The sequence below is a fragment of the Pseudomonas sp. LB1P83 genome (assembly GCF_054897885.1).
The window spans coordinates 111,579-136,518 of record NZ_CM142709.1; the positions used below are offsets into that span (position 1 = coordinate 111,579).

Consider the following 24,940-nt stretch of genomic DNA (forward strand, 5'->3'; position numbering starts at 1 on the left):
GTGGTTCTCCGTCGTACACAAAATATGTGTTCAACACCGGCCCCTGTAGGAGTGAGCCTGCTCGCGATGGGGCCAGACCAGTCACCCGAGATTATGGGGACAGGTTCTTGTGAATCGTCCTACATGATCCACAGACCCCATGAACTGTGCCCTGAATAGCCACGATGCTAGTTTGCCTGACGTTCACGGAGGGCAGATTTTGACCATAAAAACAGCTGTTGCGATCGCTACTTTCTCACTGGTTTTATCCGGCTGCGGCACCGCGCTGACGGTGCTGCAAGATGACGAAGACGCCGCTCGCGGCCTGCGCAAGCAAAAAACCTACTGCCAGTCCATCCCTCGCATTTACAGCGGCCTGGCCTACGACTTCTGCATCTTGAATGCCCCGCCTGACCCCACTGGCTTCCTCGTCCCCTTCGTATTGCTGGACCTGACCCTGTCAGGGGTCATGGACACCGTTTCCTTGCCCTACACGATTTACCGCCAGGCCAGCGACGGCAATCTGAGTATTTACTGGCGGGCGGGCCGCGGGTAACGCTTTTGTATTCGGCAATTCATGTGGCTAGTCCTGAACCAGGTTTTCCCTCTTTCAGAAAGCGAAAAGCCCCGATGAACTCACCGAGGCTATAACGCCGACCGGGATCTCCCAGTCCATTTGAACAGGAGCCTAAGTCGACGTCTTTCTGCTGTCAACGCGTGAGCTTGCCGCTTGCCACTTCCCGCTAGAGGCTTGCCGTCGCTTTTAAGCTATAATCCCGCCCTTTAGCTGTCTCTCGCCCCTCGCGAGGGGCACATTAATTTTTGAGGCGCTTGTCGCCTGCATGCAGACTAAAGAGGCTAGACCCCTGTGGCATTGACGATTCTTGGCCTGTCCGGCGCCCTTAGCCATGATCCTTCCGCAGCCTTGTACATCGACGGCAAGCTGGTCGCGGCGGCTGAAGAAGAGCGCTTTGTGCGCGATAAACATGCAAAGAACCGCATGCCTTACGAATCGGCGAAGTTCTGCCTCGAGCAGGCGGGCATCAAGCCATCCGACGTTGACGTGGTCGCGATTCCCTTCGCCCCGATCAGCCTGTTCGGCAAGGCTCGGTGGCAGTACGCCAAGCGTTACTGGTACGCCCCGGACCGCGCCCTTGATGCGATCCTGATGGGCAACCGTCGCTACAAGCGCTATCGCAACAAAATCGTCTGGTGCCTCGAGCAACTGGGCTTCGATCCGAAGAAAATCAAGATCGAGCCGGTCGAGCATCACCTGGCCCACGCCTCCAGTGCTTACCACTGCTCCGGTTTCAAAGAGAAAACCGCGATCCTCGGGATCGACGGCAAGGGTGAGTACGCCACGACCTTTTTCGGTTACGGCGAAAACGGCAAGATCCACAAGATCAAGGAATTCTTCGATCCGGACTCTCTCGGCGGCCTGTACGGCGCAATCACCGAGTTCCTCGGTTTCGACATGCTCGACGGTGAGTTCAAGGTCATGGGCATGGCGCCGTACGGCGACGCCAGCAAATACGATTTCTCGCGCCTGGCCTCGTTCGAAAACGGCGAACTGGTGATCAACACCGACTACGCCAACGTCATCGGCCTGCGTCGTTATAAAGAGAAGGGCAAAGGCTACTACTTCTCGCCGAAGCTGATCGAGTGGCTGGGTCCGAAGCGCGAAGGTGATATCGCCGACGAGCCGTACATCCACTACGCCGCGAGCATTCAGGCGCTGTTCGAAAAAATTTCGCTGCAGATGATCGACTACTACCTGGGCGACGTGCTCAAGGAAACCGGCAAGCTGGCTTACGCCGGCGGCTGTGCCTTGAACGTCAAGCTCAACCAGAAAATCATCGCCCGCGATGACGTGAAGGAACTGTTCGTCCAGCCTGCGTCCGGCGATGCCGGTACCGCGGTCGGTGCAGCCGCCTACGTGTCCCACGCCCGTGGTGTACCGGTCGAGAAGATGGAACACGTCTACCTCGGCCCGTCCTACAGCAACGAAGACGTTGTCGCCGCGTGCGCCCGTCACCCGAGCAAGCCGGTGTGGCGCAAGCTCGAAAACATGCCGGAAAACATCGCCAAAATCATGGTCGATGGCAACCCGGTAGCGTGGTTCCAGGGCCGCATGGAGTTCGGCCCGCGTGCCTTGGGCGGTCGTTCGATCATCGGTTGCCCGAGCGCTGTCGGTGTGGCTGACCGCATCAACCACCAGATCAAGTTCCGCGAGCGCTGGAGGCCTTTCTGCCCGTCGATGCTCGACACAGTGGCCCCGCAGATGATCAAGATCGATCACCCGGCGCCGTTCATGACCTTCACCTTCGAAGTGGCGGAAGAGTGGAAGACCCGCGTGCCGGAAGTCGTCCATGAAGACGGCACTTCCCGGGCCCAGGTGCTCAAGCGCGAATACAACCCGCGCTACTACGACATGATGAAGGCGCTGGAAGTGCTGACCGGCAACGGCGTGTCGCTGAACACCTCGCTCAACCGTCGTGGCGAGCCGATGATCTGCTCGCCGACCGACGCGCTGAACATGTTCTTCGGTTCCGATCTACAGTATCTGATCATGGAAGACATCCTGGTGGTCAAAGAGGGCGCCAACGCTTATGACACGCTCGGCTGAACGCCATGTGTTGCAGTTCTGCCACGGCTATGACGGGCCGTTCCTGGACTGCGCCCGGCAGTACGCCAGCCTGTTCGCGGGGACTGGCTATCGTGTGACCACGGTCTTTTTGACCGGGGCCGCCGATAGCGAAGTGGCCGCGAACTGCGCTTCCGATGAAGTGTTGTTCATGGAATACAGCTCCAAGGCCATTCGTGGCCTGAAGCTGGGCGCCATCGGCGATCTGCGCAAGATCGCCGCTTCGCGCAACTTCAGTTTCTGCATTGCTCACCGTTTCAAGCCGATCTACATCGCCTTGCTCGGCACCTCGCTGCCGGTGATCGGTGTGCATCACGCCTTTGGCGATTACAAGCGCGGCACCCGCAAACTCTTCGCCCATCTTTTCCGCAAGCGCCTGAGCCTGCTCGGCGTCTCCGATGCGGTGCGTGACGACATGCGCCGTTGCCTGCCGAAATGGCCGGCCGGGCGGATTCAGACGCTCTATAACCGTGTCGATGTGCCGGCGTTGCAGACCAGCCAGGTGTCAGTGCGCGAAGCCCGGGAAACCCTTGGCCTGTCGGCGGATGCGTGGATTGTCGGCAACGTCGGGCGGCTGCATCCGGACAAGGACCAGACCACGTTGCTGCATGGTTTTGCCGAGGCATTGCCGGGCTTGCCGGCCAACAGCCAACTGGTGATTCTCGGTAGCGGGCGCCTGGAAGAGGACCTCAAGGCCCTGGCCCGGGAACTGGGGATCGGTGATCGCGTGCTGTTTCTCGGTCAAGTGCCGGACGCCCGTCGCTACTTCCGTGCCTTCGACGTATTTGCCCTGAGTTCGGATCACGAACCCTTCGGCATGGTGCTGCTGGAAGCCATGGCTGCCGGCGTACCCTTGCTGGCCACCGCGTGCGGTGGGGCGAAGGAAGTCGTTGAAGGCGTGGGCATTCTGTTCCCGCTGGGCGATGCCGAACACTTGGCCCAAGGGCTGAAACACCTGGCCGCGATGGACGACCAGCAACGTCACCAGTGTGCCGAGATGATGCTCGATCGACTGCGTGAGCGTTTCTCCGACCGCGCGGTACGCGATGCTTTCTGGCATTTGCCGCACGTCACCGAACTGGCACCGAGGGGCTGATGCTCAACCGATTTCAAGGCTGGCGCGAACGGGGCTGGGCGGTGGTCGATGCCTCGACTTATGCACAGGCCTGGCAACGTTATGGCGGCAGCGTCGCGACACATCCGTTGGTCGTTGAGCGTCTGGCACAGTTGGCCGGGATCCCGGTGCGTTACCTGGCGTGGGAGCAAAACGGTGAAGTGAAAGCCGCTATCCCTACGTGGGGGCGCGACTTGGCACTGTCCAAAGACGTGCTCAAACGCCGCGGCAAAAAGGGTTTGTTCGACCTCGGCAATGCCGAGTTGATCCTGCCGGCGGCCGCTGATGCCCAAGCACCACTGCGCCATCGCGGACGTTACTTGTCGGCACTCAGCGAAGGCCGTTTCACCGACATTAAGTTGCAGACCGAACAACTGGCCATGGCTCGCACGCCTGAAGAGTTGTCGAAGAAGTTTCGCTACAACCAGCGCCGTGAATTGCGTCTGCTGGAAGAGGCGGGCGGGGTGGTGCGGCCGGTCGCCGACTTTTCCAGCGCTGAGCTGGCAGCGATCTATTGCGACCTGTTCCAGCGTCGTTGGGGCTTCCCGGCCACCGGTGCCGAACGTATGGCGGAGGTGATCGAGCTGCTGCGGGACTTGCTGATCGGCTCAGTGATTTTCCTCAACGATGCGCCGATCGCGATTCAACTGGTGTACCGCGTCGAGGCACCGGAGTGGATCAGCGTCGAGTACATCAACGGCGGTGTCGATCCTGAAACGCGCGAATTCAGCCCCGGTAGCGTGTTGAGTTTCCTCAACACCCAAAGTGCCTGGGAGCATGCGCGTGCCCTGGATAAACCCTTGCGGTTTTCCTTCGGTCGCGCCGACCGAGAATACAAGGACCGCTGGTGCAATCCCGTGCCGGTCTTCACCGTGTGAGTGAACCCATGAGCCGCAAACAGCAACTGCTCAAGCGTCATCGGCGCAACAAACGGATCGGCCTGCTGATCGCGCTGGTACTGTTAATTGCCATCGGCGTGCTGGTGGCCTGGTGGTTGCCGCTGGTGCTCTCGGTGCTGGGCTGGATTGCTCACGAAGCCTGGTTTGCCGATCACCTCTTCTACTCGCCCAAAGACGATTACCACTACAGCTTCCCGCCTTACACCCCGCAGCCCAAGGTGCATCTGGACGGTGAGCGGCTGCGCCTGGACGAAGGCGTGATGCTGGTCGACGATGCAACGCTGGTGTTGGCGCTGCAGGTGAAAAGTACCTGGCTGGGTCGCTTTCTCGACCCGGTGGTCGAGTTGCTGGGTGGCGAAAATCCGGACCGTCAGACGTTTGAGCGCGGTGTGAATGGCCTGCGTTACCTGAACCTCAGTGGTCAGGCGCAAGTGTTGTCGCGGGGCGAGTTGCGCCTGCACGGGCGCTTTTGCCGATTGCTCGGCGAACCGGTGTTGTGGGCGCTGGAGCAACCGGATTATCGCCGCCAGCGAGTGATGGTGATCGCACCCCACGCCGACGACGCCGAGCTGGCCGCCTATGGTTTGTACAGCCAGGCCGATGAAGCCTGGATCGTGACCCTCACCGCCGGTGAAATCGAGGCTGAACACTATCAACAGCTGGGTCTGAATAAGGTCGAGGCCGCCCGACTCAAAGGCCGTTTGCGCGCCTGGGACAGCATCGCGGTGCCCCGTTGGGCGGGCGTGCCTGAGGCGCATTGCGTGCAGTTGGGGTATTTCTGCCTGCAACTGGCGGAGATGCAGGCCGCACCGGCGAAGCCGATGGGTTCCCGTGAAGCCGAGTTGAGCGACACCCGCGTGTATCGCCAGTTGAACCCGTTTGCCCTGCCGGGCGACGTCGACGGTGCACCGACCTGGAACAATCTGTTGGCCGATCTACGTGAGCTGTTGTTGCGCGCGCGCCCTGAAGTGATTGTGCTGCCGCACCCGACGCTCGATCCACATCCCGATCATCTCTGCGCCCAGCAAGCGGTCCTCGAGGCCTTGAAAGGCCTTGAATGGCAGCCGACCACCTTGCTCGGCTACGCCAATCATCTGCACGACAACGACCGCTGGCCGATGGGTGATGCGGGGCATGGCATCGCGCTGCCGCCGGCCTTCGACCCGGCGACGCCGATGCAACCTTGCTGCCTGCCGCTGTCGCTGGACCTTCAGCGTGATAAGGCCATGGCGCTGGGCATGATGCACGACCTGCAACCGCCCATGCCGTTCAAGCGCCGTTTGCGTCGGTCGATACAGTGGCTGTTGGCTCGTAGAGCGCCGCCCGTTTATGGCGAGAACGAATTTTTTCGCAAGGCGGTCAGACGTCATGAATTGTTATGGCTGTTGAAGCATGGTGAAACATCTCGACAGCAGAAATGAAGCACTTCCGGGCCTAGCATGGCCGCGTCTTAAACAACTGCAGTGATTCTTCTGTGATCAATCCACGCCCGCGTATTGTTTTTCTGATCCCGTACTTCGGTCAATGGCCGTTCTGGATGCCGTTTTTCCTGGAGAGTTGTCGTCGCAACGCCGATATCGACTGGTTGCTGTTCAGCGACTGCGGCACGCCCGAGAACTTGCCACCCAACGTCACCGTCGAGTGCATGACGTTCAGTCACTACTGCGGGCTGGTGTCTCAGCGGCTGGATATCGACTTTGCACCGGAGGCGGCTTACAAGCTCTGTGACATCAAGCCGGCGCTGGGGCATATTCATGCCGACCGCCTGCAAGGCTATGATTTCTGGGGGTTCGGCGATATTGATCTGGTGTATGGTGACCTGCGAAGTTACTTCACCCCTGATCGGCTGGCCGGTTATGACCTGTTCTCGACTCACGAGCGACGGGTCGCCGGGCATCTTTGCCTGATGCGCAACAACGCCCGCAAGCGTGAGTTGTTCATGCAAATGAAGGACTGGCGCAAGCGCTTTACCGATCAGGAGCACCATGCACTGGACGAGGGCGCATTCAGTCGGATCTTCCTCTGGCGCAAGAATTTTCCCGAGCCTTTGTTCACCTTGGTGGGCAAGTTCAATCCGTGGCGTCGTCGCAGTGAATTCACCGAGGCCTTCAGCACCCCGGGTGGCTGCATCAAGTGGCACGACGGCACGGATGATTTTCCGCATCGCTGGTATTGGCGCAATGGCTGTTTGAGTAATGATCGCGATGGCGATCGCCGGTTTCCGTATTTCCACTTCGTTTGCTGGAAACGCAACGAGTGGTCACGGTTGCCTCCACCCGATCCAGCCGAGGTCAGGCGTATTGCCGCCGAACCGGCCTGGGTCATCGATGCGACAGGGTTCCACCGGGGAGAGTTATGAGTCAACGGTCAAAGGTTCTGCAATTGCAGCCTGACTACAACGTCAAAGCCCATGATTTTGCCGACCTCGCGGAGCAGATCGTCAAGGCGCTGCCGAGTGATCGCTATGAGGTCACTGCGGCATTCCTGCGTGGCAAGCCTGGGCCTGGCGAGGCTGTGAGCCGGGCCGACCGTTCGGTGTATTTCGAGTTTTCCGACAAGTCCCTCAAGGGCATGCGCCTGCGCGCGATGTGGCAGCTGTACAAGTTTTGCCGCGCAGAAAAGTTCGACGTGGTGATTTGTAACCGCTTCAAACCGGTGAACATGATGTTGACGCTCAACCGCTGGTTGAAGGTCCCGCTGTGCATCGGCATTTCCCACGGTTTTGGCGAGTACGACCGTTTTTACCGGCGCCGTCAGACCCAGCGCCTGATTGATCGTCACTGGCGCTTCGTCGGTGTGTCGCCGGCGGTCAAACAGTATTTGCTGGACTGTGATTGCGGTTTCACCGACCAAAATACCTACGCCATTACCAACGCAATCGACATTGAGCAGGCCGAAGGCTTGCAGCACAGTCGCGAGCGTGCCCGCGAATTGTTGGGCATCGATCCGTCGGTGCGCTTGATCGGGGCGCTGGGTCGCCTGGTGCCGGTCAAGGGTCACACCTATCTGTTGCAGGCGTTTGCCGCACTCAAGGACAAGTACCCGAACACCCAATTGGCGATCATCGGTGCCGGTCGCGAAGAGTCGCGCCTGAAAGCCGAAATCGATAGCCTGGGCCTGACCGGTCGCGCACACCTGCTGGGCTTCAAGGAAATCGCCTTGCAGTACATTCGTGCGTTCGACGTCTGGACCATGCCGTCCCTGGCTGAAGGCCTGGGGCTGGCGTTGCTCGAAGGCATGAGCGGGCACCTGCCGGTGATCGCCTCCAACGTGCCGGCCATGCTGCCGCTGATTGAAGGCGCGGGTGGGCTGGCGATTACACCAAAGGACGTGCCGAGCCTGGTCGCGGCGCTGGATAACTACCTCGGGCTGTCGGATGACGAGCTCAAGGCCAAGGGCGAACAGTCCTACCGTTATCTACAGAAAGAACATGACATCGAGGTGTTCCGCCAGGAGTACTTGAACTTGATCGAATCCGGCCTGGATCAGGCCCGCAAGGAACAACCATGAGCGACGCGCAACCTCTCGTAACCGTCATCATCGCGTCGTATAACCACGCTCGCTACATCGAGGAAAGCATTCTCAGCGTCCTCAACCAGACCTATAAGAACATCGAGTTCCTGGTGGTCGACGACGGCTCCAAGGATGACAGCGTCGAGCGGATCAAGGTCTTGCAGGCGCAGCACGGTTTTGATTTCCGGGTTCAGCAGAATCAGGGGCTGACCAACACGCTCAATGGCGCTATCGCTCGCTCCAGCGGTAGTCTGATCGTGCCGTTCGGTTCTGACGACATCATGTTGCCAGAGCGCATTGCGACGCAGGTGGCCTACATGGATGGCAAGCCAGAGGTCGGTATCTGCGCGGGCAACATCGAGCTGATCGACGCCGACGGCAATCTGTACCCCGAGAAGCGTCAGCGCCGTGATGTGCCGTTCCGTCGTCTGGACTTCGATGACATGTTCCTGGAACGCAAACCTTATCCCCCCGCGCCAACCCTGATGATCCGCCGGGAAGCGCTGGACAAGGTGGGTGGCTTCGATCCGAATATTCGCCTGGAAGACTTGCTGATCGAGCTGAAGGTGACCCGTGCCGGTTACTTTATCGATGGCTTGAATGTGCTGATGGCGCGCTATCGCAAGCACGCCACCAATTCCTACAAGAACCACCGCTTCATGATCGACAACATCCTGCGCTCCTACGCGCTGTTCAGCGATCATCCGCTGTACGACGAGGTGCGTTACAAGTTCCTCAGCTCGATGTTCCTCAAGACCGCCAACCGTGATCGCAAGCTGGCCCGCGAGCTGCTGGCGCAGATCCCGTTCAAGGCCTGGAACAAGAAGACCTGGCGTGGTCTGGGGCGACTGTACTTCTCGCCGCTGGAAAAAGACTGACGCCGTAACACGATCTCTGTAGCAGCAGGCTTCGCCAGCCGCTACAACGGCTGCGTTATCAGCTTCAGCGAGCGATCTTTTCGGCCGGGCTCTTGTCAGCCATCTTGCCCTGGCGCAGCCACTGCAAGACCTTCTTGCCGGCCGTCATGCCCGGCTTCTCTATGTACAGGAACGTCAAGCTGCTGATAACGATCAGCAGACAACTGCACACGGCCAAGAGCGACAGATAGGTCCAGGTGTCACGGGCGTCCAGATGCAGCACCAGCGGCAGGCGCTGGACCATCACCCAAAGCACGAAGCCGTGCAGCAAATAAGTGCTGTAGCTGATTTCCCCGAGCCAGCGGATGCTGCGCGGTTGTAGAGCGCCGAACAGGGTGTTTCCCGATGCCACGATCACAAAAAACAAGGAAAGCAGCAGCAGCGGCAGCAGGTTGAACGCGCGGTTGAATGCCGTAAAGGCAATTGCCAGCGCCAGCAACGCGATAATTCCCGCCAGTCGCGTCCGGCCCCAGGCCATCAAGTGTGGCCGGCGTATCCAGTACGCCGCACCAATGCCGCCAAGGAAGCTCGCCAGAAAGTGCTTCTTCAGTGAGTGCTCCCAGCCGACCAATTGGTACAGGGCATAAATGCCGATCAGGCACAGCACCACTTGCAGCCAGCTGCCTCGATAAATGAAGACCATGCCGGCCAATGGCAGCGCCAGATAGAAAAATACCTCGTAGCCCAGGGTCCAGGTGACGTTGGAGATCAGCATGCCGGTTTGGTGGTACTGATTGACGTCCGGTCGGTCGAAGGTCAGCCAGGCCAGGATCTGCCCTACGAGTCGAATGCCGGGCTCTTTGAGCTCCCAGTTCTGCAGGTAGAACACTGTGATGAATACAATCAGCATCAGCGGCAAGTACAACGGGTAGAGACGAAACACCCGAGACACTGCGAAGGCCAGCCAGTCGTGTTGACGTCCCTGGGTGAGCAATCGGTTCCAGAACAGAAAACCGGTGATCATGAAAAACAGCGCGACGCTGCCCTGGCCAAGCTGCGAGTAAAAGTTGCTCGGCGGGAACTCAATAACGCCGGTGCGCAGGAAGATCCAGGTAATCACCGAATGGTGCACGAACACACCGAACGCCAGATAGCCGCGCAGGCCATCAATGCTGGCATAGCGGCTTTCGCCGGAATGCTCCAGGTGACGGGCGATTTTCGGAACGGCGCGCAATAACAGGGCGGCGGTCACGATGGCCAGCAGATAGGCTGCCAGCGCAATGAGCGGGTTGGTTTCAGTCATCAATGAGCCCGGGCTGGGGAACTCCCGGCCAGCACTTGCCTGTGCATATTATCGACAGCAGCTTTCGACGCCGTCGTGGCGTATCCCTGAAGCAGCGCCTCGAAGTGATCTTCGAACAACCAGCGCCGATCTACCGTGTAGCGCTGCATGTGGCGAAGATTACGCTGCCGCAGCGAAAGGCTCAACGAAGAGGGGTAGATGCGCATGTCAGCGACATCGATCAAGCCGAACTCGCCGTCTGCCAGCACCAGCACATTGCCCAAGTGCAGAGAGCGGAAATACACGCCTTTCTCATGCAGCTGCGCCATGAACTTGCCGAAACGTTCTATCAGTGCCTGACGCACTGCCGGAGCGGTAATGCCTTGCAGGACCTGGCGCAAGGTGTTGCCCGGCAGTGGCGAATAGTGCACAGCGCTGCTGCCGTCATCGAGCCGATACAAGTGAAGGGGCTGCGGGGTTGGAATCCCCATGTTGCGCAATTGCTCGCTGTTGACGACAAAACGCTCGGAATAGGGGCTGAAACTGCCCGAGGTGTACCAGCGGCGGCGGCGGAACAGCTTGAGGAAGCTGCCATCGAGCAGACGCAGGACTTTAGGGCCCAGGCCATCTTCTTCGATCACGTGCGCATTGGCGGTCAGCTGCTGCAGGGCCATCGGCGTCAACGTCTTGATCGGCATCGCCAGCAAGCGTCTGGCGCGCTGGTTGACGCTGAGCGCAACGATCAGCGCCAGCGGAATCCACAGCAGGAACCAGTGCTCCTTGGGCCGGGAAATGATCCCGCCGCCTTCGGTCAGGCCTGCGCCGATACCAAAGATCAGCCAGGTGGAGGCGATGATGAACAGTGGTTGCAGGCGATAGCGCCAGCTGCTGAACAACCCCCAGGCCTGGAAAAACAGCCACGGCAGCAAACCGAAAACACCGACGTAATAGAGCACGCCCAAGGCAAAGCTGTGGGGCTCTTGAAAGGTGTAGCCGACGCCGGGGTCGAGGGCCAAGTCGGCGTTGTAGCCATGACCGATCCATGGGTGCTCGGCAATTTTCTGCACGGCCAGCTGCCAGATTTCAAAGCGGTAGGAATCGCCTCGTTCGATGATCATCTGCGAAAACAGCACGGTCACCGCTGACACGCTGGCAATAAGGGCGATCAGCAATACGAGGGAGCGCCGGTTCCAGCAGATGAACCCCAGCCAGAGCGCGGCCATTGTCAGGGCCACCAGCGGCGTCCTGGAGCCAGTGGCTATGACGGCGGTGAACATGATTGCCATCGCCGGGATACTCAGCCAGAGCATCTGGCGACGCTTGCAGATCATGCTCATGCTCAGCCAGTAGGCACAGTAGAAACCATACATGTGAGAGCTGAGCAGCGGGTTGTCGAATGCGCCGCCGCCGATCAGACGCAAACCGGGCGCGTACACGCGGGCGAACATGAACAGGTTGTAGGCGGTGCCGATCAATCCGACCATCGCGGCGGTGAACAGCAAGGGCTGGACGATTTCGCTGCGATAACGCACCAGTAAGTAACAGCCGGCAAACAGCAGCAGGGTATGGAGCGGAGCCTTGAGTTGTGCGGCAACGCTTTCGCTGCCGGGACCCCAGCACAAACTCATCATGGCCCAGACCGCGAACAGCAGCACGGCGATGAAGACCGGTTCACGCAGCAACTCCCTGAGTTCGCGGGGGCGCAGGCAGAGGGCGACCAGCGATGGAATGCTGAACAGGCCATAAAAAAGCTTGTGATGCAGACTTCGGCCCGGCAGGAAAAACAGCGCGCACAGGAGCAAAAGATAGCCGATTGGAAGAATCCAGAGGCAAATGAAATCGAAAACTCGATTGGATGTGCTGTTGAAGCCGCTGAGTTGCATGCTGAGAGATTCAATCCTGAAGTTGATCGGCCATTTTCGGGGTGATGGCTATTTGATGCTGAATTTGGTGCCTAACAATAACAGCCTTTATGCGATTGCCAGAACCCTGAGGAAGCTGTGCTAAAGTCAGCGTCCTTTTTATCGACATTCGCGTGATATGACCGACTCCAGTCTCTCCGCAAGCCCATCGAGCTTGAAAATCTACTTCCGCCTGCTCGGCTATGTCCGGCCGTACATCAGTCTGTTTCTGATCAGCATCGTCGGTTTTCTGATTTTCGCTTCGACGCAGCCAATGCTCGGCTACATCCTCAAATACTTCGTCGATGGGCTGTCCAACCCCGAGGCGGTGCTGTTTCCAACCGTGCCTTACCTGCGCGACCTGCAACTGCTGCAGGCGGTGCCGTTGCTGATCATCCTGATCGCCGCATGGCAGGGGCTGGGATCTTATCTGGGCAACTACTTTCTGGCCAAGGTTTCCCTCGGGCTGGTCCATGATTTACGTGTTCAGCTGTTTAATAACCTGCTTGTTTTGCCCAATCGGTATTTCGACAAGCATAACTCGGGTCATCTGATTTCGCGTATCACCTTCAACGTGACGATGGTCACCGGGGCGGCCACGGATGCGATCAAGGTCGTAATCCGTGAAGGCATGACGGTGATCTTCCTGTTCGCCTCGCTGCTGTTCATGAACTGGAAGCTGACCCTGGTAATGGTTGCGATCCTGCCGTTGATCGCAGTCATGGTGCGCACCGCGAGCAAGAAATTCCGCAAGCAGAGCAAGAAGATTCAGGCGGCCATGGGCGACGTGACTCACGTGTCCTCGGAAACCATCCAGGGCTATCGCGTGGTGCGTAGCTTCGGCGGCGAAGTCTTCGAGCAGAAGCGATTCCTCGCGGCCAGCCAGGGCAACACCGACAAGCAACTGCGCATGACCCGTACCGGCGCCATCTATACGCCGTTACTGCAACTGGTGATCTACAGCGCCATGGCGGTGCTGATGTTCCTGGTGCTGTACCTGCGCGGCGATGCGTCGGCCGGTGACATGGTTGCCTACATCACTCTGGCCGGCCTGCTGCCAAAGCCGATCCGTCAATTGTCCGAAGTCAGCTCGACCATCCAGAAAGGCGTGGCCGGTGCCGAGAGCATCTTCGAACAACTGGATGTCGCGCCTGAAATCGATACCGGCACCGTCGAGCGCGATGCCGTCAGTGGTCGTCTGGATGTGCGCCACCTGAGCTTCACCTACCCCGATACCGATCGCCAGGTACTCGACGACATCAGTTTCTCGGTAGAGCCGGGGCAAATGGTGGCGCTGGTCGGGCGCTCGGGCAGCGGCAAGTCGACGCTGGCCAACCTGATCCCACGCTTCTATCACCATGACAAGGGCGAGATCCTGATCGACGGCGTTGAAGTGGAGCAATACAAATTGCTGAACCTGCGCAAGCACATCGCCCAGGTGACCCAGCACGTGACCCTGTTCAGCGACACCGTGGCCAACAACATTGCTTATGGCGATCTGGCGGGCGCGCCCCGTGAGGACATCGAAAAAGCGGCGAGAGACGCCTATGCGATGGACTTCATCGCGCAGTTGCCCGAAGGCCTGGACACTCAGGTTGGCGAGAACGGCGTGTTGCTGTCCGGTGGCCAGCGCCAGCGCCTGGCGATTGCCCGTGCGCTATTGAAGAACGCTCCGTTGCTGATTCTCGACGAAGCCACGTCGGCCCTCGACACCGAGTCCGAGCGGCATATTCAGGCGGCGCTGGACCAGGTCATGAAAGGCAGGACCACCCTGGTGATCGCTCACCGGCTGTCGACTATCGAGAAGGCTGACCTGATCCTGGTCATGGATCAGGGCCGGATCGTCGAGCGCGGCACCCATGCCGAACTCCTGGCGCACAACGGTTATTACTCCCGCCTGAACGCCATGGGCCTTGACGCCCCGGCGGAAGACATCGCCTGACCCTTGCTCACCGGGCGTGCAATGCGCCCGGTGATTTGTATCCAGACCTTTACCCTTCTTGACCAAACCTGAATAAAACTCCGCACTGCGCTTGTTAAGGTTTCTGAACGAACTTTGACTTCAATCGAGAGGGCCATCCCTTTCGCGCGGGTGATGCCATGTTGCAACGTTATCTCTGGAAACTCCTCCCCAAACCGCAACGGGCCTTCTTGCTGGGGCGCCTGTCGGTGGTGGACCGTCAGGTGGTGAACAAGTCGATGTCGGCCAACCTGCGTTTTCCCCAGGCGTTCGAGCAGCGGTCCTGTCTGTTCATCCACGTCCCCAAGTGCGCCGGGAGTAGCGTCTGTGCGGCACTGTTCGATCACTGGAGCCCGGGGCACTTGCCGTTGTACTGGTACGAGCAGCAATTTCCCGAGCAGTTTGCCGCCAGTTTCAAATTCGCTTTTGTTCGCGATCCTTTGGAAAGAGCCTACTCGGCCTACGCGTTTCTGCGGGGCAATGCATTGGGGCGGCGCGATCACGCGGCGCAGAAACTGGTCAGCCACTATCGCGACTTCGACGACTTTGTCGGTCGCTGGCTGCACCCGGAAACGATCCACCGGCAACTGCATTTCGCCGCGCAAACGGATTTTCTCACCGACTCCCTGGGGCATCTGGCCCTGGACTTCATGGGTTACCAGGAACACCTGGAGCGGGACTTTCAGCTGGTCTGCGAGCAGTTGGGCCACTCGGCGGTGCTGCCGCACGTCAACAGCTCCCGGCAGCGGCAGCCGATGCTGGCCCGTGATTTCTGCTCGGTGCGTACCCGTCGTCTGGTGCGACGGGCATACCAGCGTGATTACGAGATGCTTGGTTATGAATGAGACGCTGTCGATGCCGGTTTGCGCGATCAAACCCTACAATTTGTCGCTGTCGAGTGAAGCCCGCGCCTTGATCAAGTCCCAGCGACCGCGTTGCCTCTGGCTGACGGGGTTGTCGGGGGCGGGCAAGTCGACGCTGGCCAATGCCCTTGAGCTGCTGCTCAATCAGCACGGGCTGCACACCTTCCTTCTTGATGGCGACAACCTGCGCGACGGGTTGTGCCGTGATCTGGGGATGGGAGTGGAATGTCGCCGGGAAAACATTCGACGCATGGCTGAGGTGGCTCGGCTGATGGTCGATGCCGGCCTGATTGTGATCGTTGCGGCGATCTCGCCATTTCGCCTGGAACGTGAAACGGCGCGTCGGTTGTTCGCCGAGGGCGATTTCATTGAGGTGTATGTGAGCACGCCGTTCGCGGTGTGCGCGCAACGCGACCCAAAGGGTTTGTATCAAGCGGCACGGGAAGGGCGCATCAAGGATTTCACGGGCATCGACAGCCCGTACGAGGCGCCGCTGTCTGCCGAGTGCGAGGTCGACACCGATGAATCGGACCTGGTGGACGCTTGCCTGCGGTTATCGGCATTTCTGCTCAATAAATGAACAGTTTTCCCCGCCAGATCATCCCGTTGCAGCCGTCGCACAAGCCAGCGTCAACCCTGTGGTAATATCGCGCCCCTGTTCATTTTGTATGTGGGTTGCTCCATGAAGTTGTCCATGCCGCGATTCGATCAAGCCCCTGTCTTGGTGGTCGGCGATGTCATGCTCGACCGTTACTGGCATGGTGGTACCTCACGGATTTCCCCTGAGGCGCCGGTACCGGTAGTCAAGGTCGAGCAAATCGAGGACCGCCCGGGCGGTGCCGCCAACGTTGCGTTGAACATTGCCGCCCTCGGCGCCCCGGCCTCGCTGGTCGGCGTGACCGGCGATGACGAAGCTGCCGACAGCCTGGCCAATAGCCTCAAGGGCGCTGGCGTGCGCGCGTTGTTCCAGCGTATCGCGCACCAGCCGACCATCGTCAAGCTGCGGGTCATGAGCCGTCACCAGCAACTGCTGCGTATCGACTTCGAAGAACCCTTCGCCACCGACGCCCTGGCGCTTGGCGAGCAAGTCGACGAGCTGCTCGAAGGCATCAAGGTGCTGGTGCTGTCCGACTACGGCAAAGGCGCACTGAAAAACCATCAGGTGCTGATCCAGGCCGCCCGTGCCCGTGGCATTCCGGTGCTGGCCGATCCCAAGGGCAAGGATTTCTCGATCTACCGGGGTGCGAGCCTGATCACGCCGAACCTCAGCGAATTCGAAACCATCGTCGGCGGCTGTGCCGATGAGCACGAGCTGGTGAGCAAGGGCGCGCAGTTGATGCACGACCTGGACCTCGGCGCGTTGCTGGTGACCCGTGGCGAGCACGGCATGACCTTGCTGCGCCCTGATCATCCGGCGCTGCACTTGCCTGCCCGTGCCCGTGAAGTGTTCGACGTGACCGGTGCCGGTGACACGGTGATTTCCACGCTGGCGGCCGCGATTGCCGCGGGCGAAGAACTGCCACACGCGGTGGCCCTGGCCAACCTGGCGGCGGGCATCGTCGTCGGCAAACTCGGTACGGCGGCGATCAGCGCGCCGGAACTGCGTCGCGCCATCCAGCGAGAAGAAGGTTCCGAGCGCGGTGTGCTGGGCCTTGAGCAGTTGTTGCTGGCGGTCGACGATGCGCGTGCGCACAAAGAGAGGATCGTCTTCACCAACGGCTGCTTCGACATCCTGCACGCCGGCCATGTGACCTACCTCGAGCAGGCGCGCGCCCAAGGCGATCGTCTGATCGTTGCGGTCAACGACGATGCCTCGGTCAGCCGCCTGAAAGGGCCGGGCCGTCCGATCAACAGCGTCGACCGTCGCATGGCTGTATTGGCCGGTCTGGGCGCAGTGGATTGGGTCATCAGCTTCCCTGAAGGCACCCCGGAAAACCTGCTGCGTGAGGTCAAGCCGGACGTGTTGGTCAAGGGCGGGGATTACGGGATCGACCAGGTGGTCGGCGCGGACATCGTGACCGCCTACGGCGGGACCGTGAAAGTCTTGGGGCTGGTGGCAAACAGCTCGACTACCGCGATTGTCGAGAAGATCCGTAATAACTGAGAGCGAAACGGTCACTTGTGGCGAGGGAGCTTGCTCCCGCTGGGTTGCGAAGCATCCCCATTTTTGTGAGCGCTGCGCACTCAAGCGGGAGCAAGCTCCCTCGCCACAAAAGCTTACTGGTCCTTTCTATTGCGCCGCCTTGCGCGGCACGATCTTCTTCAGTAATTGCTTTGCCTTGCCGCGTAACCGGGCCAGGCCCGAGTCCTTCCCCGGCGGGCTCAACCCCTGCTGCCGCACCCAATCCTTCCAGCGAATCCGCTCATCGCGCACCAGCCAGCCTTCCTGCCGGGCAAAACTCTCTGCCAGGAACAACCCGCGTGTACTCGCCGGGTACAGCTGATCCTTTTTCAAGGTATACAACTCGGCCATCGGCTGGCCGTCCTGCAGCGGCATCAAGTACAAATCGGGACGCTTGCGATCGAGCCGGGCCACCAGCTGATCACCTTCCAGTCGTTCGTCGACATGAAACAGGCTCAGGGATTTGGCTTCCTTGGGCACGTCCAGGCGCAAGTCATAAATCAATTGCAAGGACGCCGTCGGCAAGTGCACGTAAGCCCGTGGACGTTCAATCAACTGCATTTTGGCGCAACGCACCGGCCGCGCCGAGCCGGACAGCGGCGTCAGGCGAAAGGGTAATGCCTCGCGATAATGCAGCGCGGAGGCGTAGGGCGCCGGCAACCAGGTGTCATTGAATCGCCCGCCGAGCCAGCCTTCGGGGGTTTCCAGCAGGCACTCTTCGGCAATCTCCTGGATCGCCGTGTGCAGGGGCAGGTTCAGCTCATGGGCCGGCACGTAACCGGAGATCAACTTGAGCACCACATCGCCACGGTCTTGCCGGCGCTGACGCACCAACACCCAGTAATCGCGATTCTGCCAATGCAGGGTCAGGCGCACCGAGACCCCGAGGTTGGCCAGTTCCAACGCGAAACGCTCGGTGTCGGGCACCGTCACCGGGCGGCGACGTTGCAGGGTCTGGGAGAAATTGAGCGGCATCCCGACGCTCTGATAACTCAGGCCTTCGGGAGTCGCTTCGACGTACAACGGCAGGGTCTTGAAGTTGCTCGGGTTCTTTCTTATGAGCGTACGCGGCATGTCGGCTCCTGCTTAAGGCCGCGTGGGCGGCATCAGTTTCTACGTAGGACCTGGGCAACGGTCGCGACGTTGTGGGCGAGGTGCAGCGGATTGATGGTCCCGACAATAGCACTGGCAACACCCGGGTGTTCAAACAACAACTCAAAGCTGGCGCGCACCGGGTCCACGCCCGGACTCAGGCAGACATGACCGCTGGCGAGGGCTTTTTTGACCAGAATGGCTTTACCGTGAGCAGCAGCATAGTCAATGACTGGCTTCTCGCTCTGTTCGTTCAGATTGTAGGTGACCATGGCGCAATCACCTTGTTCCAGAGCCTTCAAACCCCCTTCGACGGTTTTGCCGGAAAAACCGAAGCCACGAATCTTGCCTTCTGCCTTGAGCGCGGCAAGGGTTGCGTAGACCTCGCTGTCATTGAGGATCGCCAGGTCGTTGCCGTCGGAGTGCACCAGCACCAGGTCGATAAAATCCGTTTCCAGCCGTTGCAGGCTGCGTTCCACTGACCGTCGGGTGTGGGCGGCACTGAAGTCGTGGCTCGACTGGCCGTCGGCAAATTCTTCGCCGACCTTGCTGACAATCACCCATTCCTGGCGCTGGCCCCGCAACAATGGCCCGAGCCGCTCTTCGCTACGACCGTAGGCCGGGGCGGTGTCGATCAGGTTGATGCCCATGTTGTGCGCGAGTTTGAGCAACATGCGCGCTTCGTCATCGCCGGGAATCTGGAAACCGTTGGGGTACTTCACGCCTTGGTCGCGGCCAAGCTTGACCGTGCCCAGGCCCAGCGGCGAAACCAGCAGGCCGGTACTGCCCAGCGGGCGATGCAGATCGTGCAGGGTCGGTTGGCTCATGGCAGCAGTTGCTCCCAGGCTGGAACGCAAATGGGTGGTTTTGGCAGATCGGGCAGTGGCGCGGGATGGCTTGGCTGAATGCCGTCGCGTTGCAGCGACGTGATGACCCTGTCGGCGAAGTCCGGCGCCAGGGCCAGTTTTGTCGGCCAGCCGACCAGCAGCCGGCCTTCTTCGGCCAGGAATGCATTGTCCGGACGAGTCAGCCCCGATTGCAGCGGTTCGGCCCGATCCACGCGCAAGGTGGCCCATTGCGCGGTGCTCAGGTCGATCCATGGCAGTAACTGCCCAAGCTCTTTCTGCGCGGTGGCGATCTGCTCGGCAGGTTCGCGGGCAACCCCCTCGGCTTCGGCGATGTCGCCGCCCATGTACCAGACCCATTGGCCATCGGCGGCGGGATGGGTGGTCACGGTGATGCGCGGTTTGGTGCCGCCGCCCAGGCAGTGGGCATACAGCGGTTTGAGGCTTGGGCCTTTGGCGATGATCATATGCAACGGTCGGCGCTGCATGGCGGGCTTGCTCAGCCCCAGTGCTTCGAGCAGCGCCGCCGTGCCGGCACCGGCGCTGAGCACGATGCGCTGGGCGCGGATCTCGCGCTCGTCGACCTTCAGGCCCACCAGAACGCCGCCTTCCAGCAACGGTTCGATCTTCTGACCGGCGAGAAGGCCATCACCGGCCAGATCGGCCAGGCGCTGGATCAGGCTCGGCACGTCGATCACCAGTTCCGCCAGGCGATAGACCTTGCCCTTGAAGCGCTTGTCTTGCAGGGCGGGCGGCAGTTGGTCGCCCTTGACCTGATCGACACGGCCGCGCACCGCTTTGCTGGCGAAGAAACTGGTGAGGTTGCCGGCGAGGGTGCCAGGAGACCAGAGGTAATGGGCTTCGGACAGCAGGCGCACGCCGGACAGATCCAGCTCGCCATCGCCGGCCAAGGCTTCACGCCAGCGGCGCGGCATGTCGGCGATGGCTTCCGAGGCACCGGTCAGGGCGCCATGCAGCGCGTACTTGGCGCCGCCGTGGATGATGCCTTGGGACTTCACACTCTGCCCGCCGCCGAGGCTGGCGCTTTCCACCAGCACGGTCGAAAAACCCTGGCGGCGCAGGCGCGCATTCAGCCAGAGGCCGGCGACACCAGCGCCGACAATCAGAACGTCGGTGGAAATAACGGATGGCATGCAGCGACCTCAGTGTTCAAGACGAGGGCGCAGTATACAGACTCGATGAGCGGGGGATTTGTTGCTGATCAACAGGCCGGACGCAAAACCTGTAGGAGTGAGCCTGCTCGCGATTGCGGTGTGCCAGTCGACTAAAAGCTTGCCTGAAAAACCGCGATCGCGAGCAGGCTCACTCCTACAGGGGATTTGGTGGTGTCAGTTAGTGCCCGGCGGTTTTGGAGAAGAGCTGGATGACGACGACGCCCAATACGATCAAAGCCATCCCCAGCATTGCCGGCACATCCAGCTTCTGCCCGTAGATAAACAGCGCCGCGACGCTGACCATCACGATCCCCATGCCGGCCCACACTGCGTAAGCGACGCCCACCGGAACGCTGCGCACCACCAGCGTGAGCATCCAGAAGGCGATGCCATAACCGACAATAACCAGAATCAGCGGCAGCGGGGTGCTGAAGCCTTTGACCGCTTTCATCGAAACGGTGGCGATCACTTCGGCGCAGATGGCAATGGCCAGGTAGTAGTAAGCGGTCATAGGTGCATCCTCGTGTGAAGTGTTGCTTTCTGAGGTCGGCATTTTAGAGATTCTCCAGATGCGGTAAAGTCATTACCTATCTGTTCTGAAGATGGGTTGAGCCATGAACACGCAATGGAATCTGGAGCAGCTGCGCTTGTTTGTCAGCGTAGCGGAGCAGCGTTCGTTTTCCGCCGTGGCGCGGGATCAGCGCAAGGCGCAGTCGGCGGTCAGCAGTTCGATTGCGCTGCTGGAAGAGGACCTGGGCGTCAGCCTGTTCGACCGCAGCAGCGGCCGCCAGCCGAAACTCACCGAGGCCGGTAACGCGTTGCTGGACGAGGCGCGGGAAGTGCTGCGCCAGTGCGAACGCCTGAACGGTCGGGCGCTGGCCATGATGCGCGGCCAGGAAGCTCGTTTGCGTGTGGCTCAGGATGAGGCGATGCCTTATCAGCCGATCATCGAAAGCTTTGCAGCCCTGGCCGAAAAATTTCCCAGCCTTGAGGTGCAACTGACCAGCGCCGCCCAAGGTGATGTGGCGCGCAAACTGGTGGAGCGCCGGGCCGATCTGGGGCTGCTGTTTTATCACGACCAGATTCCCGAAGCGCTGGAGCGTCGGGTGCTTGGCAGCGTAGAAATGGTCACCGTGTGCGGCGTCGGTCATCCGCTGGCGAAACAGGCGCCGGTCGATTGTCAGGAACTGGCGCGGCATCGCCAGTTGCTGATGTCCACGCAGTCCAGCGTCTACCCCGGCAGCGAGCCCGCCAGCCCGCAGGTCTGGCGGGCCGACAGTTTCTACGTGATGGCTGAATGGCTGGTGCGCGGCCTCGGCTGGGCCTGGCTACCGCGACACGTGGTGCAATACCCGGCGTATCAGGATCTGATGGTCGAGCTGGACAGCGAATGGACCCCGCCGGCACTGGTCGTGGAGCTGGTCTGGCGTCGCGATGAGCCCCTCGGCCCGGCGGCTCGCTGGCTGGCAGAACGTTTTGCCGTGCACTTGCAGGCGATCGGCGAAAAAACCGATAAACTCCGCCGCCATGAATAGAACTCTCTACACCGCGCTGTTTTACCTGGGGCTGCCATTGGTAGCGATTCGGCTGTGGCTGCGTTCGCGCAAGGCACCGGCGTATGCCAAACGCATCGGCGAGCGCTTCTCCCTCGGCCTGCCGGCGATGAAGCCGGGCGGCATTTGGGTGCACGCGGTGTCTGTGGGTGAAAGCATTGCCGCGGCGCCGATGATTCGTGCCTTGCTGCAACGTTATCCACAGCTGCCGATTACCGTGACCTGCATGACCCCGACCGGTTCGGAGCGCATCCACGCACTGTTTGCCGACGAGCCGCGCATCCAGCACTGCTATTTGCCTTACGACTTGCCGTGCGCGGCGGCGAGATTCCTTGATCGGGTCCAGCCGAAACTGGCGGTGATCATGGAGACCGAGCTCTGGCCGAACCACATCCATCAGTGCGCCAAGCGCGGGATTCCGGTGGCGTTGGCCAATGCACGATTGTCCGAGCGCTCGGCCAAGGGCTATGGCCGCTTCCGAAAACTCACCCAGCCGATGCTAGCCGAGATGAGCCTGTTCGCGGTACAGACCGAAGCCGAGGCTCAGCGCTTCCGTGACTTGGGTGCGCGTGCGGACACCGTGGAAGTGACCGGCTCGATCAAGTTTGATCTGACGATCGATCCGCAACTGCTGCTGCGCGCCACGGAATTGCGTACGCAATGGCAGGCACAGGAACGTCCGGTTTGGATCGCCGCCAGTACTCACGAAGGTGAAGACGAAGTGGTGCTGGCGGCTCATCGTCAGTTGCTCGCCAATCATCCCGATGCGTTGCTGATTCTGGTGCCGCGGCATCCGGAGCGATTCAACTCGGTGTACGAGTTGTGCCAGCAGCAGGGGGGCGCCACGGTGCGTCGTTCCGCCGGCGAGCCAGTCACGGCGAATACCTCGGTGCTGCTGGGCGACACTATGGGTGAATTGCTGTTTCTTTATGCCTTGGCGGACAGCGCGTTTGTCGGCGGCAGCCTGGTGCCGAACGGCGGGCATAACCTGCTGGAACCGGCAGCGCTGGCTAAACCGGTGCTAAGCGGGCCGCACCTGTTCAACTTCCTCGAAATCGCCGCGCAATTGCGCAGCACCGGGGCGTTGCAGGAGGTGGAGGATGCCGAAGGCCTGGCGCTGGCAGTGCAGCGGCTGTTCGAATTGCCACGCGATGCGCAACGAATGGCGGAAGCGGGTTTGAAAGTGATGCGCACCAATCAGGGCGCGTTGCAGCGGTTGCTGGATGGGTTGGAGCGGTTGATCAACTGACTTGACACCTGTGGCGAGGGAGCTTGCTCCCGCTCGGCTGCGAAGCAGTCGTGAAACCTTCAATTGCGATGTGATTGGCAGAATGCTGGGGCTGCTTCGCAGCCCAGCGGGAGCAAGCTCCCTCGCCACAGAACTGGTTTTTATTGCGTAGGCTTAGCCTTCAGTTGTTCCGCCGCAGCCTTGGCCAGGTCCGGCGGCAGGAAGTCCTTGTCCGGGTTGTAGTCGGCCTTGAGATAACGCGCCAGATCCTGCAAATCCCCCGGATTCAACGTGCCGGCGGCCTGCTTCAAGCGCAGGTTGTCGAGGATGTAGTCGTAGCGCGTGTTGTTGTAGTCGCGCACCGAGGTGTACAGCTGACGCTGCGCATCCAGCACGTCGACGATGTTGCGCGTCCCCACCTGATAACCGATTTCGGTCGCTTCCACCGCGCTCTGGTTGGAGATGATCGATTGCTTGCGTGCCTGCACCTGCTCGACGTCGGTGTTCACCGCGCGGTGCAGGTTGCGCGTGCTCTCGACGATTTGCCGGCGCAGGGATTCACGTTGCTGCTCGGACTGGTCCAGTTGTGCATACGATTGGCGCACCTGGGAGTTGATCAGGCCGCCACTGTAGATCGGGATGTTCAGTTGCAGCCCAACCGTCGTCTGCTCGACGTTGCCTTTGTATGGTTGGCCGAAAGCGTTCGGGTTGCTGAACCCCAGCGCATCGTTGTCACCTTTCTCGTACTTCGCCACGGCATCGATGGTCGGCGCGTGGCCGGCCTTGCGTTGCTTGAGGGTTTCTTCGGCGGCACTGACGGCGTAGTTGCTGGCCAGCAGATTGAGGTTCTGTCTGGCGGCCGTATCGACCCAGGCCTTGGCGTCGTTCGGTGCGGGCGGCAGGATCGGCAAGGTATGGGAAATGCCCCAGATCGAATTGTACTGACGGTTGGTCAGGGTGATCAGGGCTTCGAAAGCATCATCCACCTGGCGCTGCGCGACGATGCGATTGGCACGTGCGGTGTCGTAACTGGCTTGCGACTGCAGCACGTCGGTCTTGTCCGAGAGGCCAACGTCAAAGCGTTCGTTGGACTGATCGAGCTGGCGTTTGAAGGCGGCTTCCTCAGCCTTGGTCGAGGCCAGGTTGTCCTGGGTACGCAAGACGTTGAAGTAGCTGTCGGCCGTTTGCAGGATCAGGTTTTGCTCGGTCGCCGAAAGTTGCAGTGCGGCCTGTTCGTTGACGTCTTTGGCGGCCTGGAACTGGAACCAGCGATCAGCACGGAATAAGGGTTGAGCCAACGTCGCTTGATAGGAGTGAGCGTTGCGGTTGGCGGTGGCCGATGGCTGATCGATTGCAGTACGCACGTTGGCCAGTTCAGCGCCGCCCGACAGGTTCGGCAGCAGCCCGGCGCGGGCCTGAGGTACCACTTCTTTCTGGGCGCCGTATTGGGCGCGGGCAGCGGCGAGGTCGGCGTTGTTGTCCACCGCTTCCTGGTAGACGCTGACCAGATCGGTTTTGGTCGATAAGGGCGCTTCTGCTGCCCATGCCATTCCATTGGACGCACAAGACACGGCAAGGGCCAGTGAGAGTTTGCGCAGCATGTGGCCATCCCTAAAAATTACGCTGATAATTTGAGCGCCAAGGCTACGGCGCGGCCCACACAGCGTCAAGGCGCGGTACGGCGTAGCGAGTGTAGTTGTGTGCAACGACGGCAACAATCCTGTAATTGCGCCATTCATCATGGTGTTTACCGCGGTGTTGGCGTTCTTTGCCAGTTGTGTCTAGACTGGCCGGGTTCTTGTCGGGGTGCCTTGCTATGAGGCTGAGATCGAATAATTTCGGATCCCGTTGAACCTGATCAGGTTAGCGCCTGCGTAGGGAACAAGATTTCTCGTCACCCGGCGAGTCCTCTT

General features: G+C 60.4%; 21 protein-coding genes and 1 riboswitch. Of the genes, 14 read left to right on the top strand and 7 right to left on the bottom strand.

Features of this window, described 5'->3' with window-relative positions; genetic code table 11:
* The first annotated feature begins 199 nt into the window (after nt 1-199).
* The 8 genes from ACYZTY_RS00435 to ACYZTY_RS00470 all read left to right on the top strand — a co-directional run bounded on the left by ACYZTY_RS00435 (nt 200) and on the right by ACYZTY_RS00470 (nt 9,027).
* Nucleotides 200-535 (top strand): YceK/YidQ family lipoprotein, encoded by a 336-nt coding sequence (locus tag ACYZTY_RS00435; RefSeq protein WP_461959424.1) that lies wholly within the window; start codon nt 200-202, stop codon nt 533-535.
* Between the two features lie 312 nt (nt 536-847).
* A complete protein-coding gene (locus tag ACYZTY_RS00440; protein ID WP_461956849.1) occupies nt 848-2,605 on the top strand; it encodes a carbamoyltransferase family protein in 1,758 nt (585 codons plus the stop codon).
* Nucleotides 2,589-3,719 (top strand): glycosyltransferase, encoded by a 1,131-nt coding sequence (locus ACYZTY_RS00445; RefSeq protein ID WP_461956850.1) that lies wholly within the window; start codon nt 2,589-2,591, stop codon nt 3,717-3,719. Before ACYZTY_RS00440 ends, ACYZTY_RS00445 begins: the two co-directional genes overlap by 17 nt.
* A complete protein-coding gene (locus ACYZTY_RS00450) occupies nt 3,719-4,615 on the top strand; it encodes an antimicrobial resistance protein Mig-14 (protein WP_461956851.1) in 897 nt (298 codons plus the stop codon). The genes ACYZTY_RS00445 and ACYZTY_RS00450 overlap by 1 nt, the downstream gene beginning before the upstream one ends.
* A gap of 8 nt (nt 4,616-4,623) precedes the next feature.
* Nucleotides 4,624-6,057 carry a PIG-L deacetylase family protein gene (locus ACYZTY_RS00455; RefSeq protein ID WP_461956852.1) on the top strand — a complete coding sequence of 478 codons (1,434 nt, stop codon included), beginning with the start codon at nt 4,624-4,626 and terminating at the stop codon, nt 6,055-6,057.
* 53 nt (nt 6,058-6,110) lie between these two features.
* On the top strand, nt 6,111-6,995 hold the full coding sequence (locus tag ACYZTY_RS00460) for a DUF6625 family protein (RefSeq protein ID WP_461956853.1): 885 nt from the start codon (nt 6,111-6,113) through the stop codon (nt 6,993-6,995).
* A complete protein-coding gene (locus ACYZTY_RS00465; protein WP_461956854.1) occupies nt 6,992-8,146 on the top strand; it encodes a glycosyltransferase family 4 protein in 1,155 nt (384 codons plus the stop codon). Before ACYZTY_RS00460 ends, ACYZTY_RS00465 begins: the two co-directional genes overlap by 4 nt.
* Nucleotides 8,143-9,027 carry a glycosyltransferase gene (locus ACYZTY_RS00470; protein WP_461956855.1) on the top strand — a complete coding sequence of 295 codons (885 nt, stop codon included), beginning with the start codon at nt 8,143-8,145 and terminating at the stop codon, nt 9,025-9,027. The genes ACYZTY_RS00465 and ACYZTY_RS00470 overlap by 4 nt, the downstream gene beginning before the upstream one ends.
* A 64-nt stretch (nt 9,028-9,091) precedes the next feature.
* Here the strand turns inward: ACYZTY_RS00470 and ACYZTY_RS00475 are convergent, their stop codons facing one another.
* A complete protein-coding gene (locus tag ACYZTY_RS00475; protein WP_461956856.1) occupies nt 9,092-10,309 on the bottom strand; it encodes an acyltransferase family protein in 1,218 nt (405 codons plus the stop codon).
* On the bottom strand, nt 10,309-12,171 hold the full coding sequence (locus ACYZTY_RS00480) for an O-antigen ligase family protein (RefSeq protein WP_461956857.1): 1,863 nt from the start codon (nt 12,169-12,171) through the stop codon (nt 10,309-10,311). The genes ACYZTY_RS00475 and ACYZTY_RS00480 overlap by 1 nt, the downstream gene beginning before the upstream one ends.
* A 157-nt stretch (nt 12,172-12,328) precedes the next feature.
* Here ACYZTY_RS00480 and msbA point away from each other — a divergent pair, with 157 nt between their 5' ends.
* From msbA to hldE, 4 genes are all read left to right on the top strand, one after another.
* Nucleotides 12,329-14,131 carry a lipid A export permease/ATP-binding protein MsbA gene (gene msbA, locus ACYZTY_RS00485; protein WP_461956858.1) on the top strand — a complete coding sequence of 601 codons (1,803 nt, stop codon included), beginning with the start codon at nt 12,329-12,331 and terminating at the stop codon, nt 14,129-14,131.
* Nucleotides 14,132-14,289: 158 nt separating this feature from the next.
* Nucleotides 14,290-14,994: a sulfotransferase family 2 domain-containing protein gene (locus tag ACYZTY_RS00490; RefSeq protein ID WP_461956859.1), complete on the top strand. Its 705-nt coding sequence runs from the start codon at nt 14,290-14,292 to the stop codon at nt 14,992-14,994.
* On the top strand, nt 14,987-15,592 hold the full coding sequence (gene cysC, locus ACYZTY_RS00495) for an adenylyl-sulfate kinase (RefSeq protein ID WP_461956860.1): 606 nt from the start codon (nt 14,987-14,989) through the stop codon (nt 15,590-15,592). The genes ACYZTY_RS00490 and cysC overlap by 8 nt, the downstream gene beginning before the upstream one ends.
* Nucleotides 15,593-15,694: 102 nt before the next feature.
* Nucleotides 15,695-17,116 carry a bifunctional D-glycero-beta-D-manno-heptose-7-phosphate kinase/D-glycero-beta-D-manno-heptose 1-phosphate adenylyltransferase HldE gene (hldE, locus tag ACYZTY_RS00500; RefSeq protein ID WP_219093543.1) on the top strand — a complete coding sequence of 474 codons (1,422 nt, stop codon included), beginning with the start codon at nt 15,695-15,697 and terminating at the stop codon, nt 17,114-17,116.
* 126 nt (nt 17,117-17,242) lie between these two features.
* Here hldE and ACYZTY_RS00505 read toward each other — a convergent pair whose 3' ends face one another.
* From ACYZTY_RS00505 to ACYZTY_RS00520, 4 genes are all read right to left on the bottom strand, one after another.
* On the bottom strand, nt 17,243-18,208 hold the full coding sequence (locus tag ACYZTY_RS00505) for a metal ABC transporter ATPase (RefSeq protein WP_461956861.1): 966 nt from the start codon (nt 18,206-18,208) through the stop codon (nt 17,243-17,245).
* A gap of 32 nt (nt 18,209-18,240) precedes the next feature.
* A complete protein-coding gene (locus ACYZTY_RS00510) occupies nt 18,241-19,053 on the bottom strand; it encodes an aldo/keto reductase (RefSeq protein WP_461956862.1) in 813 nt (270 codons plus the stop codon).
* The gene (locus ACYZTY_RS00515) at nt 19,050-20,225 is read right to left on the bottom strand and encodes an NAD(P)/FAD-dependent oxidoreductase (protein WP_461956863.1); all 1,176 of its coding nucleotides are present in this window, start codon (nt 20,223-20,225) and stop codon (nt 19,050-19,052) included. The genes ACYZTY_RS00510 and ACYZTY_RS00515 overlap by 4 nt, the downstream gene beginning before the upstream one ends.
* Before the next feature lie 199 nt (nt 20,226-20,424).
* On the bottom strand, nt 20,425-20,757 hold the full coding sequence (locus tag ACYZTY_RS00520; RefSeq protein ID WP_008027887.1) for a DMT family transporter: 333 nt from the start codon (nt 20,755-20,757) through the stop codon (nt 20,425-20,427).
* Nucleotides 20,758-20,860: 103 nt separating this feature from the next.
* Here ACYZTY_RS00520 and ACYZTY_RS00525 point away from each other — a divergent pair, with 103 nt between their 5' ends.
* Entirely contained in the window at nt 20,861-21,781 is a 921-nt protein-coding gene (locus ACYZTY_RS00525) for a LysR family transcriptional regulator (RefSeq protein WP_461956864.1), read from the top strand.
* Nucleotides 21,774-23,048 carry a lipid IV(A) 3-deoxy-D-manno-octulosonic acid transferase gene (gene waaA / locus ACYZTY_RS00530; RefSeq protein WP_461956865.1) on the top strand — a complete coding sequence of 425 codons (1,275 nt, stop codon included), beginning with the start codon at nt 21,774-21,776 and terminating at the stop codon, nt 23,046-23,048. The genes ACYZTY_RS00525 and waaA overlap by 8 nt, the downstream gene beginning before the upstream one ends.
* Before the next feature lie 140 nt (nt 23,049-23,188).
* Here waaA and ACYZTY_RS00535 read toward each other — a convergent pair whose 3' ends face one another.
* Nucleotides 23,189-24,628 (bottom strand): TolC family outer membrane protein, encoded by a 1,440-nt coding sequence (locus ACYZTY_RS00535; RefSeq protein ID WP_461956866.1) that lies wholly within the window; start codon nt 24,626-24,628, stop codon nt 23,189-23,191.
* 191 nt (nt 24,629-24,819) lie between these two features.
* A riboswitch (TPP riboswitch) is annotated at nt 24,820-24,925 on the top strand.
* The last annotated feature ends 15 nt before the right edge of the window (nt 24,926-24,940 follow it).